Genomic DNA, 13,054 nt, shown 5'->3' on the forward strand with positions numbered 1-13,054 from the left:
GGCGTGAGCGAGCACAGCGGACCCTCGCCCGACACCCCCGGCGACCGGGAGGTGGAGTCGGGACGGCGGCGACTGTTCGCCGCGCTCGCCCGCGAGGAGGAAGGGCTGACCGAGCGCATCGTCGCGCAGTGGGCCCACGGACGCGCCGAACGCCGCTCTGAGCCCGCCTTCCGCACCGGGCCCTCCAACTTCAGTCGCGCCCAGGTGCCGTGGGGCCTCGACCTCGCCGCCGCCTGGTCGTGGCGGCTCATCGTCATCGTCGTCGCGATGCTCGGCCTGCTGTGGACGATGCGCTTCTTCGCCGTCATCACGCTGCCGATCGCCATCGCGCTGCTGGTCAGCGCCCTGGCCGCGCCCACGGTCGTCTGGCTGCGCCGGATCGGGGTGCCGCGCGGTCTCGGGACCGGCGTGGTGATGCTCCTCGGGCTCGGCACGGTGGCGCTGCTGCTGACCTTCGTCGGCCAGCAGGTCGCCCAGGGAGCGGCCGACCTCGCCGACTCGGTGGTCACCGGCCTCGACCAGGTCCGCGAGTGGCTGCGCACCGGACCGTTGCACGTCTCGGACTCCCAGCTCGACGGCTACATCGAGCAGGTGCAGTCCGCGGTCTCCGGCAGCACCGGCGCCGACGGCATGCTCACCCGGGCCACCGAGGTGGGCACGGCCGTCGGCCACGTGGTCGCCGGGTTCTTCATCGTGCTGTTCTCGACCTACTTCTTCCTCGCCGACGGCGAGCGCATCTGGTCGTGGCTGGTCCGGATCGCGCCCCGCGCCGCCCGTGAGCGCGTCGACGCCTCAGGACGCGTCGCCTGGGTGTCGCTGACCCAGTTCGTGCGGGCGACGGTCCTCGTGGCGTTCGTCGACGCCGTCGGGATCATGCTCGTGGCCTGGTTCCTCGGCGTTCCGTTCGTGGTGGCCATCGGCGTGCTGGTCTTCCTCGGCGCCTTCGTCCCCATGATCGGTGCCACCGTGGCCGGTCTCGTCGCGATCCTCGTCGCCCTGGTCGACCAGGGCCCGTGGACGGCGCTGCTGATGCTGGGCGGCGTGATCCTGGTCCAGCAGATCGAGGGCCACGTGCTGCAGCCGTTCCTGATGGGTCGCTTCGTCTCGCTCCACCCGCTCGGGGTGATCGTGGCGATCGGCTGCGGCGTGCTGGTGGCCGGGATCGCGGGCGCGCTGGTCGCCGTACCCCTCGCCGCCGCCGGCAACGCCGTCGCCCAGCACCTCGCCTCCTACACGGAGGTCGGTGACGACGACCCGGACGACGCGCTCGAGGAGGACATCGCGCCACCTCCCAACGAGCGCGACGAGATCCACGACGACGGCCCGCTCGCGGGGCCGGACGACCCCGACGACGAGAGGGACCCCGCATGAGCGACGAATGCGCCTTGGCCGACATCCTCGCCGCGCGCGAGATGCTCGAGGGCGTCACGGTGACCACGCCGATGGAGGAGTCGCGGTGGCTGTCCGCCCTCGTCGGCGGACCGGTCTCGCTCAAGTGCGAGAACCTCCAGCGCACCGGCTCCTTCAAGTCGCGGGGTGCCTACGTCCGCATCGCCCGCCTGTCGCCCGAGGAGCGGGCCCGGGGCGTCGTCGCGGCCTCCGCCGGCAACCACGCCCAGGGCGTGGCCCTCGCCGCCTCGACCCTCGGCATCCACTCCACCGTCTTCATGCCCGAGGGGGCGCCGATCCCCAAGGAGAAGGCGACCCGCGGCTACGGCGCCGACGTCGTGTTCCACGGCCGCTACCTCGAGGACTCGCTCGCGCGGGCCCGGGAGTTCGCCGCCGAGACCGGCGCGGTGCTCATCCACCCCTTCGACCACGTCGACATCGTCGCCGGGCAGGGGACGCTCGGGCTCGAGGTCCTCGAGCAGGCACCGGACGTCCGCACGGTGCTGGTGCCCACCGGAGGCGGGGGGCTGCTCGCCGGGGTGGCGATCGCGGTCAAGGCGCTGCGCCCCGACGTACGCGTGGTGGGCGTCCAGGCGGAGGGCGCTGCCGCCTACCCGGGATCGCTCGCGGCCGGCCAGCCCGTGCCGCTGGAGTCGATGAGCACGATGGCGGACGGCATCGCGGTCGGGCGGCCCGGTGACATCACCTTCGCGGCGGTGCGCGACCACGTGGACGAGATCGTCACCGTCTCGGAGGAGTCGCTGTCCCGTGCGCTCCTCGCGCTGGTCGAGCGGGCCAAGCAGGTCGTCGAGCCCGCCGGTGCGGCCGCCGTCGCGGCGCTGCTCGACAACCCGACGGGCTTCGAGACCCCGGCCGTCGCGGTGCTCTCCGGCGGCAACATCGACCCGCTGCTGCTCAGCAAGGTCATCCGCCACGGCCTCGCCGCGGCCGGGCGCTACCTCTACCTCCGGGTGTGCATCCCCGACCTGCCCGGTGGTCTGGCGTCCCTGCTCGCCGAGGTCGGCGCGGAGGGCGCCAACGTGCTCGAGGTCGCCCACGAGCGGATCTCCCCGTCGCTGACCCTCAACGAGGTCGAGGTGCGCATCCAGCTCGAGACCCGCGGCGAGTCGCACGCCGAGCACCTGATGGCCCGCCTCCGCGAGCGCGGCTACCGCGTCGACAGCTGAGCGGCGTACGTCCCGGGCGGTGCCGCAGCCACCTTCCGCGCGCCGCGCACGTGGCTCAGCCACCGCTGGCCGGCGACACCCCCCAGGAGCGCCGAGGAGCGGTGGCCCAGCCACATCCGACGGTCGGCGAATGTGGCTGGGCCACCGCTCCAGCGAGGCGGTGACGGTCGCTCAGGCCCGGTAGGGCTCCGCGTCGACGATCTCGACGGAGAACTCCTTGCCGGTGGGCGCGGTGTAGGAGACCGTGTCGCCCTTGCTCTTGCCGTTGATCGCGGACCCCAGGGCGGTCTGCGGGGAGTAGACGTCGAGGGTGTCGCCCTCGCTGAGGTTCTCGCGGGCACCGAGGAGGAACTTCTCCTCGTCGCCGCCGTCGATGCGGGCGGTCACGACCATCCCGGGCTCGACGACGCCGTCGTTGGGCGGCGTCTCGCCGACCTCGGCCTTGCGGAGCATGTCCTCGAGCTGGCGGATGCGGGCCTCCTGCTTGCCCTGCTCGTCCTTGGCGGCGTGGTAGCCACCGTTCTCCTTCAGGTCGCCCTCGTCGCGGGCGGCGGAGATGCGCTCGATGATCTCCTGGCGCTTGGGGCCCTTGAGGTCCTCGAGCTCGGCCTTCAGCTTGTCGTAGGCCTCCTGGGTCAGCCAGATGGTGCCCTGGTCGGTCATGTCGATGCTCCTGCTCACGTGGTACTGGATGCAGGTGTGCCTCAGCGCCCCTGCATCGGGTCGGTGGTGTCCTCCGTCCGATCGGAGTCGGCGCGGCGACGGACGTCGGCCAGCGCACCCGGACGGGCAGAACGATCAGGCTATCAAGCCTGCGGCAAAAGTGCAGGCCGACGAGTCAGCGGGGGCGCGGCTGGTCGGGGGAGGTGCAGCCGAGCTTCTCGACGGAGGTGGCCCGGCGCTCGGTGCGGATCACGACCTCGTTGACGCCGTCGACCGGGGTGAAGGCGAGCTCGCCGACGGCCGTCTTGTCCTCGGCGAGAGCGCGCACGCGACAGCTGGCCTCGACCCCGTCGGCGAGACGCACGTCGACGCGCGCCTCGACCTGGTGGTCCCCGGTCACCTCGAAGGTGACGACCTCGGAGCGGACGTCGGGGCTGCCGTGGAACCACGCCGTCCAGCCCAGCCACGTCAGCCCGACGACGGCCAGGACCACCGCGAGCGCGGCGACCGCCGGGCGCCGCCACCGGGCGGGGGCGCCGTAGCGGTCGGCGAGGTCGGTGGTCACGCACAGAAGCGTAAGTCCCTCCTCCTAGACTCCAGACCATGGCCCAGCCCTCCGCAGACCGGTCCCGCACCGGCCTCCGACTCATGCACGTCCACGCCCACCCCGACGACGAGTCGAGCAAGGGCGCCGCGTCGACCGCGAAGTACGTCGCCGAGGGCGTCGACGTCCACGTCGCCACCTGCACCGGCGGGGAGCGTGGCTCGGTGCTCAACGCCAAGATGGACCGCCCCGAGGTCTGGGAGAACATCACCGAGATCCGCCGTGAGGAGATGCACCGGGCCCGCGACATCCTCGGCATCCGCCAGGACTGGCTCGGCTTCATCGACTCCGGGTGGCCCGAGGGCGACCCGCCGCCGCCGCTGCCCGAGGGCTGCTTCGCGCTCGTGCCGCTCGAGGAGGCCACCGAGCGGCTCGTGCGGCTGATCCGCGGGTTCCGCCCCCACGTGCTGACGACGTACGACGAGCGCGGCGGCTACCCGCACCCCGACCACATCCGCTGCCACGAGGTCTCCGTCGCCGCCTACCGCGCGGCCGGCGACCCGGAGCGCTTCCCCGACGCGGGTGAGCCGTGGCAGCCGATGAAGCTCTACTACCACCACGGCTGGAGCTGGGCGAAGACCAACGCCCTGCACGAGGCGATGCTCGCCCACGACCTCGAGTCGCCCTACACCGAGCGCCTGGCCAACTGGGAGCGCGAGCCCGAGTGGGACGAGCGGATCACGACCCGGGTGCCGTGCGGCGACTACTTCGGCGTGCGCGACCAGGCGCTGCTCGCCCACGCCACCCAGATCGACCCCGACGGCATGTGGTTCGCGATCCCGCGCGAGATCCAGCAGAAGACGTGGCCCACCGAGGACTACGAGCTGGTCGAGTCGACGGTCGAGACCACGCTGCCCGAGGACGACCTCTTCGCCGGGATCCCGACCCCCGCTCCCTGAACGGGAGGTGGGACACTGGGGGCATGCTCGACCTGCTGATCATCGCGCTCGCGGACGACCCGACGCCGAAGGACACCGAGGTGAAGGCGGGGCCGCTGGGCTTCGCCGTGTGGATCTTCATGATCATCGCGGTCGTGATCATCGCGTTCAGCCTGGTCAAGCAGCTGCGCAAGGCGCAGGCCGCCAAGGACGCCGGCGTCTACGGCGACGAGCCGGTGCAGCGCTCCGAGGAGCCTGACGCCCCGGGCACCCCGGGCACCCCGGGCACCCCGGGCACGACCGCCACCACCGACGAGCGCTGAGGCTCCTCAGCCCTGCCGGCCCTTCCCGGGCAGCCACCAGTTCCACCGGCCCAGCAGGGTCATCGAGGCCGGGAGCAGCAGCCCGCGCACGACGGTGACGTCGAGCAGCACCGCCACCGTCATCCCGACGCCGATCTCCTTGACGGCGACCAGCTCGCCGAGCGCGAAGCCGAGGAACACGATCCCGATCGCGACGGCGGCGAGCGTCACCACCGGGCCCGAGGCGGTGATCCCGGTGAGCACGGCCTCGTCGTTGACCGCCCGGAGGTCGACGGCGCGGTCCCGCTTGCGCCGCGGACCGGCGAGCGCCTCGTCCCACGCCTCGCGGATCCGCGCGACGAGGAACACGTGGTAGTCCATCGACAACCCGAACGCGAACATGAACAACAGCAGGGGCGTGGTGACGTCGAGGGCACCCCACGAGTCGAAGCCCAGCAGGGACGACCCCCAGCCCCACTGGAAGACCGCCACCACGACGCCGAGCGTCGCGCCGAGGGACAGCAGGTTGAGCGCGACGGCCTTGAGGGGTACGACGACGGAGCGGGTGAGCCGTCCCAGCAGGACGGCGGTCAGGAGCGCGACGACGAGCACCGCGACCGGCGCCCGGTCGGCGAGGGCGTCGCGGGTGTCGACCAGCTCGGCGGTGGGCCCGCCGACCAGGACGTCGGACCCGAGGTCGGCGGCCCGCATCCGGCGTACGAGGTCCTGCACCTTCGGGCCGTCGTAGTCGCCGGCGGCGTCCGGCTCGGGCTCCACGAGGAGCTGGCTGAGGTCGCCGGGCACGGGGTCGAACAGCAGCACGTCGACGACGCCCGGGATGCCGGCCAGACCGGCCATGGCGTCCGCGGTCTCCTGGGAGGTGAACTCCGCCTCGACCAGCACGGTGATCGGGGTGGCCACCTGGTCGGGGTAGCCGTCCTCGATCGCCGCCTGCGTCAGGCGCGGCTCGCTGTCCCGGGCCAGTGAGCGCGTGTCGGAGTTGCGCAGGTCGAGGGCCAGCAGGGGCATGGCGAGCAGGAGCAGGAGCGCGGTGCACCCGAGCAGCACCGGCCAGGGACGGCGCTGGGCCGCCCGAGCCAGTCGCGGCAGCAGCGCGTGCGCGCTGGGGGTGCCGCCGAGCAGGCGGCCCTCCGCGGGGGCGGGGATCCGGCCGTGGGACACGGCGACGAGCGCGGGTGCGAGGGTGAGGCCGGTGAGCGTGGCGCCCGCCACCGCGACGAGGCCGCCGACAGCCATCGGGGAGAGCACCGGGTCACGCAGCACGAGCAGGCCGGCCAGCGCGGTCGCCACGGTGAGGCCGGAGACGAGGACCGTGCGCCCCGAGGTGGCCAGGGTCCGGCCCAGCACGGCCGCGATGTCGCCGGCCGGGGCGCCCGCCCGTTCCTCGCGGAAGCGGCCGAGGACGAGCAGCGCGTAGTCCACGGCCAGGCCGAGCCCCAGCAGCGTGACGACGTTGACGGCGTAGTCGCTCACCGGGGTCAGGCGCGCAAGTCCCGCGAGCGCCAGCAGGGCCACGCACACCGAGCCGAGCGCCGTCACCACGGGCAGCACGCCGACGACCAGCCCGCCCAGGGCGAGCGCGAGGACGACGACCAGCACGAGGATCGCGACGCCCTCGCCGCGCGCGGCGTCCTGCACCGCCTGCTCGCCGAAGGCCTCCTCGGCGAGCAGCGGGCCACCCACGAGCACCTCCGGCATGCCGACCAGCTGCAGGGCCTCCTCGACCTCCGCCGCGGCGGCGAGCGCCCGGTCGCGGTCGACCGTGTGGTCGATCTCGACGGTGACGACCGTGCCGAACCGGTCGGGCCGGACGAGGTCCTGCGCCCCCGTGGTCCAGGGGTCGCGCGCCTCGACGACGTCCGGCAGGTCGCGTACGTCGTGGAGCACGCGCGTGGCCTGGTCGATCACGTCGACGCCGTAGACGTCCGCGCCTGACAGCACCGCGACGACCAGCTCGCCCTCCGGGTCGGCGTCCTCCAGCAGCCGCGCGACCTGCGCCGACTCGCTGTCGTCGCGCAACGGGTCGGGCGCCTCCGCCAGGTCGAACACCGAGCCACCCAGCGTGGCGCCGAGCACGACGACCACCGCCCACGTGGCGAGGACCGGGCGTCGCCACCGGTGCAGCAGCCGTCCGAGGTCCTCGAGCACGAGCGTGACTGTAACGGCAGGAACCCCTTATGACGATTGGCAGTCAAAAGTTGTTCACAAAGTGTCGGATCGGTCCTAGGGTGAGGGGCGTCACATCACCCCCGGCGTGCGTCCTTGCCGCCCGGGTCACCAGGAGGTCCAGGTGTCGAAGTCCTCGTTCAACCCCCGATCGCGCGCCGGCGACGCGCGGTCCCGTCGTAGGTCCCGGTGGACCACTGCGGCCCTCGCCACCGCCGTGGCGGCGAGCCTCGCCGCGGTCGCGCCCAGCGCGTCCGCAGTCCCTGCGGGCGACGAGCCCGGCCTGACGATGCGGGCCTTCCAGCTCGGTCAGGGCATCTCCGAGCTGTGCACGCTCAAGCCCGGGCAGACGCCCAACGTCGACCAGCTCAAGCAGGTCGTCGACTGGGACGCGCCCGACGACTTCGGCGGCCTCCAGGACAACTTCGTGGTCGAGGCGCTGGCCCACCTGAGCGTCGAGACCAGCGGCACCTACCAGTTCCGGCTCACCAGCGACGACGGCTCGCGCCTCACGGTCGACGACCAGGTCGTCGTCGACAACGACGGTCTCCACGGTGAGGAGGCCAAGGAGGGCAGCGTCACGCTGACCGCCGGTGAGATCCACGACCTCCGCGTGGACTACTTCGAGGCCGGCGGGGGCGAGCGCCTGCTGCTGCAGTGGATGCCGCCCGGCGCGACCACCTTCTCGGTCGTCCCGACCTCCGCCCTCAGCACCGAGGCCAACGTCACCCGCGTGACCGCCCCCGGCTTCAAGCAGTGCGAGGGCCAGCAGGACTCCGCCGGTGACGGCCTCCAGCTCGACGGCGTCAACCCGGCGTACGACCTGGTCGACCTGCGCCCGCAGGGCTTCGAGCCGCAGGTCACCGGGCTCGAGTGGGACGGCGACGACCTGCTCGTCCTGACCTGGGGCGGCAACGGCAACGACCAGGGCAACGTCGAGCTCGGCGAGCTCTACCGGCTCAGCGGCGTCACGGACGCCGCGTCCCCCGCGGACGTCACGCGCACCAAGATCGCCGGCGGGCTCAAGGAGCCGCAGGGCATCAAGGTCGTCGACGGCGGGATCTACATCTCCGAGAAGACCGGCCTCATCAAGCTGACCGGGGAGGACGCCCAGGGCGTCTTCCAGACCCAGCAGAAGATCGCCGACTACCCCTTCGACGGCAACTTCCACGAGTTCGGCTTCGGGATGCTCTACAAGGACGGCAAGTTCCACGTGAACCTCTCCGTCTCGATCAACCTCGGTGGCGCCACGACCGTGCCGCAGGGCTCCTACGACCGCGGCACCCACATCACGATCGACAAGGAGACCGGCGCGATCGACTACGTCGCCGGCGGTCTGCGCACCCCCCACGGCATGGGCTGGGGTCCGGACGGCGAGATCTTCGTGACCGACAACCAGGGCGGCTGGCTGCCGGCCAACAAGCTCATCGAGATCAAGCCCGGTGAGTTCTACAACCACTTCACCACCGAGCCGGACGGCACCCCGGGTCGCTTCGACGACCAGCCGGTGACCAAGCCGATCCTGTGGATGCCGCAGAACGAGATCGCCAACTCCCCGAGCACCCCGGTCGTCGTCGAGCAGGGCCCGTACGCCGGCCAGCTGTTCATCGGCGACGTGACCTACGGCGGCCTCCAGCGTGCCGACCTCGAGAAGGTCGACGGTCGCTACCAGGGCGCCCTCTTCCGGATGACCCAGGGACTCGAGGCGGGCGTCAGCCGCGTCCTCAAGGGTCCCGACGGCTCGCTGGTCGTCGGTGGCCTCGGCGCCGGCGGCAACTGGGGCCAGACCGGCAAGCTCCGCTACGGCCTGCAGAAGCTCGACCTGAGCGGGGACGTGCCGTTCGACATGGCGTCGATGGACGTCGTCGAGGGCGGCTTCGAGATCGAGTACACGCAGCCCCTCTCGGCCGCGACCCTCGAGGACCTCGCGTCCAAGTACCAGGTGGAGCAGTGGCGTTACCGGGCCACCGCCCAGTACGGCGGCCCCAAGCTCGACGAGGAGTCGCTCCAGGTCACCGGCGCGACCGCCAGCGAGGACGGCCGTACGGTCACCCTCCAGGTCGACGGGATGAAGCCCGACCGGGTCGTGCACCTGCGCTCCCCGCGCCCGTTCGAGTCCGCCTCGAACGAGACGCTGTGGAGCACCGAGGCCTGGTACACGCTCAACAGCTACCCCGGCTACGTCGCCGAGGAGCCGGAGCCCGCTCCGGACGGCATCTACGAGCTGGAGGACGGCGAGCTGTCCGGGACCGCCGGCATCGACACCGAGCACGCCGGCTACACGGGCTCGGGCTTCGTCGACGGCATCCAGACCGTCGGCTCGGGCAGCGCGGTCGACGTGGTCGCGCCCAGGGCCGGCGCGTACGAGCTGCAGATCCGCTACGCCAACGGCCCGAACCCGGCGCCCAACCAGACCAAGAGGATGAGCCTGTACCTCGGCGACGTGCGCCAGCAGATCTCGCTGCCGCCCTTCGCCGACTGGAAGACGTGGGGGACGATCACCGTCCCGGTCACGCTGCCCGCTGGCGTGACCCGCGTGGAGATCGCCTACGAGCAGGGCGACGACGGCCACGTCAACCTCGACCACGTGAAGCTCATCGACCCGACCGGTGGTCGCGTCGAGGCCGAGGACGGCACCGTCACGGGCCAGGGCAACCGCGTCCAGACCGAGCACGCCGGCTACAGCGGCACCGGCTACGTCGGTGGCTTCGAGAACGACGGCACCGCTGTGACCTTCGACCTCACCACGACGGCGGCCGGCTTCCACGCCGTCACGCTCGGCTACGCCAACGGTCCCAACCCGCAGCCCAACCAGACCAAGCAGATGTCCCTCTACGTCAACGACGTCTTCGTCAAGAAGCTGTTGCTGCCGCCGGGTGACTCGTGGAAGACCTGGCTGACCTACGAGGACCAGATCGAGCTGAAGGCAGGCGCCAACGTCGTCAGGATCGCGCGCGACGCGGGTGACCACGGCAACGTCAACCTCGACTACCTCGCCCTCGGGGCGCGCTCGGCCTGCGCGCCGGGCGAGACGCCGGGTGCCGACGACGAGTTCGACGGCACGACGCTCGACACCTGCCGCTGGAGCACGGTCCTCAACAAGACGGCCACCGGCGTCACGGTGGCGGGCGGCCAGCTGCGCATCAACGCCCAGGCCGGTGACCTCTCCGGCGGTGCGGTCGACGCGAAGAACATGGTCCTGCAGGACGCGCCCGCCGACGACACCTGGGCCGCCACCACGCAGCTCACGATGACGGGCACGGACGACTACCTCCAGGGTGGTCTGGTCGCCTGGACCAGCGCGACCAACTACGCCAAGTTCGTCGCGATGGAGAAGCCGGACGGCAACTGGGTGCTCGAGCTGGGTCGCCGGATCAACGGCGACATGGTCTACACCAACGCCGACCTGCCCGACGGCGCCGCTCCCGACGACCTGCAGCTGCAGATGGTCTCGACCGGCACCGCGATCCAGGGCCGCTGGTCGACCGACCAGGGCACGACGTGGCAGTCCATGGGCGCGGGCTACCCGTCCAACGGGCTGATCGCACCCAAGATCGGTGTCGCCGCCTACAACGGCACCGGCAGCCAGGTCGGCGCATTCGACTGGTTCAAGGTGAGCGGTGACCCGGTCGTCGAGCCCGACACGTGCGAGGCGACCGAGGCCGACCCCGGCTACCGGACGCTGTTCGACGGCACCGCGGAGAGCCTGGCGGACTGGAACATGGCCGGTCCCGGCGTGTTCACCCGCGAGGCCGACTGCACGCTCAAGACCAACGGCGGCCTGGGCCTGCTGTGGCACTCCGAGCCGCTCGAGGGCGACTACTCGCTGCAGCTGGACTGGAAGCTCACCAAGGACGACAACGGTGGCGTCTTCGTCGGGTTCCCCAACCCTGAGACGACCCCCCGCTACGACGGTGACGCACCCAACCCGGCCGGTGACCCCTGGGTGGCCGTCGACCGCGGGTACGAGATCCAGATCGACGCCACGGACGACCCGGACAGCACCACCGGCGCGGTCTACAACTTCCAGTCCGCCGACCTGCCGGCTCGCGACGCTGCGCTCAAGCCGGTCGGGCAGTGGAACCACTACGAGATCAAGGTGGAGGGCAAGCGGATCCGGATCTACCTCAACGACCGGCTGGTGAACGACTTCACCAGTCCGGCGGGGGAGACCAAGCGCCTGACCTGGCCGTCGTACATCGGCCTGCAGAACCACGGCGGCGGTGAGAACGTCTTCTACCGCGACGTGCAGGTCATGGATCTCGCCGACCCGGAGAACGTCGCGTCCGACGTGACGGTCACCGCGCCGGAGGAGCTGGAGACGGGCAAGAAGGGCGACGTCGTCGTCGAGGTCGGCTCGGCCGCCGAGGCGGCGCCGACCGGTGAGGTGGTGCTGTCCGTGGACGGCACCGACCTGCCGGCGGTGGAGCTGGAGGACGGCAGGGCGACCTTCGAGGTCGGTCCGTTCACCGAGGCCGGGACCGTGGAGCTGGTGGCGGACTACGCCGGCGACATCGCGACCGACCCGGGTCAGGGGAGTGCGCAGCTCGAGGTGGTGAAGCCGTCGACGACCCCGCCGACGACCCCGCCCACCACGCCTCCGACCACGCCCCCGACCACGCCTCCGACGACGCCTCCGACGCCGCCCGCGGCCGACCCCTCGGTGACGGTCACCAAGGGCGGGAAGGTCGACGCGACCAAGAACCGTCGCAAGGCCAGGCTGGTCATGACCTGCGGTTCGGACGCCTGCGAGGGCAAGGTCGCGCTCAGGACGCGCGGGAAGGACGGCAAGCGCCTCGGCGCCGGCTCGTTCGACCTCGACGCCACCGAGAAGGGCAAGGTCACCGTCACGCTCAACAAGCGCGCACGCGCCGAGCTGGGCAGGAAGGCGAACGTCAAGGCCGTCCTGGTCGTCCGCTTCGACGACGGCACCACCCAGCGGGTCAAGGTCCGCCTGACCCGCTGACCCTCCGGGGGTCGGGCGCTGCCTCAGCGCCCGACCGCCCGGACCACGCGGTCCCCGACGGCCCGTCCTCCCACCGGAGGGCGGGCCGTCGTCGTACGTCTGGCGCCGTCCGCTGCGTCATACGAACCCGAACCCATGGGTGCGGATTGGTATGACGCAGGGAGGCGCCGTCCGCTGCGTCATACGAACCCGAACCCATGGGTGCGGATCGGTATGACGCAGCGGTCGGGTGGGTGGGCGGCGGACGAGCGGAGCGTCAGCGCCGGACCACCCGGACCAGGCAGTCCCACGCCGTACGCCGCTCCTCGCCGCCGTGACCGTCGGCCGCGGTGACCTCGCGGGCCACGCGCCCGGCCCTGACCACCTCGACGTCGAGGCCGGTCAGGTCGGCGAGGACGTCCTCGGCCGTCATCAGCACCGCGGCCTCCTGCGGCCCGCCGGTCCCCTCGGTGAGGTTGGTGGAGTCGTGGGCGACCAGCAGGAACGTCCCGCCCGGGCGCAGCATCCCGACCGCGTGGCGCACCGCGCGCCGGCGGTCGGAGGCGGGGACCTGCAGGTAGGCGATGACGACGAGGTCGACCGGCTCGGCCGGCTCCCACGTGGTGGCGTCGGCGCGGACCCACGTCACGTCGGGGCTGCGAGGATCGTCGGCGGCCAGGCGGGCGCCCTTGCCCAGGGCGACCTGCGAGAAGTCCACGGCGGTGGCCGACCACCCGCGCGAGGCGAGCCAGAGCGCGTTGCGTCCCTCGCCCGCCGCGAGGTCCACCGCGGTGCCGGGCGGCAGGTCGGCGAGCTCGGTGGCCACGAACTGGTTGGGCTCGCGCGACCACACGAGGTCGCTGGCGGCGTACCTCTCGTCCCATCCGTCTGCGTCCATG

The 13,054-nt window shown here is 72.1% G+C and carries 9 protein-coding genes; 5 read left to right on the forward strand and 4 right to left on the reverse strand.

Annotated elements, in window-relative coordinates; genetic code table 11:
• Nucleotides 1–3 precede the first annotated feature (3 nt).
• Together NYO98_RS12170 and ilvA are read left to right on the forward strand one after the other, a co-directional pair.
• Nucleotides 4–1,371, forward strand: coding sequence for an AI-2E family transporter (locus NYO98_RS12170; RefSeq protein ID WP_268111994.1), 1,368 nt, complete (start codon nt 4–6; stop codon nt 1,369–1,371).
• Nucleotides 1,368–2,576, forward strand: coding sequence for a threonine ammonia-lyase (gene ilvA / locus NYO98_RS12175; RefSeq protein ID WP_268111995.1), 1,209 nt, complete (start codon nt 1,368–1,370; stop codon nt 2,574–2,576). The genes NYO98_RS12170 and ilvA overlap by 4 nt, the downstream gene beginning before the upstream one ends.
• Before the next feature lie 171 nt (nt 2,577–2,747).
• Here ilvA and greA read toward each other — a convergent pair whose 3' ends face one another.
• A complete protein-coding gene (gene greA, locus NYO98_RS12180) occupies nt 2,748–3,239 on the reverse strand; it encodes a transcription elongation factor GreA (protein ID WP_268111996.1) in 492 nt (163 codons plus the stop codon).
• A gap of 175 nt (nt 3,240–3,414) precedes the next feature.
• A complete protein-coding gene (locus NYO98_RS12185; protein WP_268111997.1) occupies nt 3,415–3,804 on the reverse strand; it encodes a DUF4307 domain-containing protein in 390 nt (129 codons plus the stop codon).
• Nucleotides 3,805–3,842: 38 nt separating this feature from the next.
• Here NYO98_RS12185 and mca point away from each other — a divergent pair, with 38 nt between their 5' ends.
• Together mca and NYO98_RS12195 are read left to right on the forward strand one after the other, a co-directional pair.
• Nucleotides 3,843–4,742, forward strand: a complete 900-nt coding sequence (gene mca, locus NYO98_RS12190) for a mycothiol conjugate amidase Mca (RefSeq protein WP_268111998.1) — start codon at nt 3,843–3,845, stop codon at nt 4,740–4,742.
• Nucleotides 4,743–4,765: 23 nt separating this feature from the next.
• Nucleotides 4,766–5,044 carry a hypothetical protein gene (locus tag NYO98_RS12195; protein WP_268111999.1) on the forward strand — a complete coding sequence of 93 codons (279 nt, stop codon included), beginning with the start codon at nt 4,766–4,768 and terminating at the stop codon, nt 5,042–5,044.
• A 6-nt stretch (nt 5,045–5,050) separates the two neighbouring features.
• Here NYO98_RS12195 and NYO98_RS12200 read toward each other — a convergent pair whose 3' ends face one another.
• A complete protein-coding gene (locus NYO98_RS12200; protein ID WP_268112000.1) occupies nt 5,051–7,192 on the reverse strand; it encodes an MMPL family transporter in 2,142 nt (713 codons plus the stop codon).
• Nucleotides 7,193–7,334: 142 nt separating this feature from the next.
• Here NYO98_RS12200 and NYO98_RS12205 point away from each other — a divergent pair, with 142 nt between their 5' ends.
• The gene (locus NYO98_RS12205) at nt 7,335–12,176 is read left to right on the forward strand and encodes a family 16 glycoside hydrolase (protein WP_268112001.1); all 4,842 of its coding nucleotides are present in this window, start codon (nt 7,335–7,337) and stop codon (nt 12,174–12,176) included.
• 256 nt (nt 12,177–12,432) lie between these two features.
• Here NYO98_RS12205 and NYO98_RS12210 read toward each other — a convergent pair whose 3' ends face one another.
• Nucleotides 12,433–13,053 carry a class I SAM-dependent methyltransferase gene (locus NYO98_RS12210; RefSeq protein WP_268112002.1) on the reverse strand — a complete coding sequence of 207 codons (621 nt, stop codon included), beginning with the start codon at nt 13,051–13,053 and terminating at the stop codon, nt 12,433–12,435.
• Nucleotide 13,054: the final 1 nt, after the last annotated feature.

Source organism: Nocardioides pini (assembly GCF_026712185.1).
GTDB lineage: Bacteria > Actinomycetota > Actinomycetes > Propionibacteriales > Nocardioidaceae > Nocardioides > Nocardioides pini.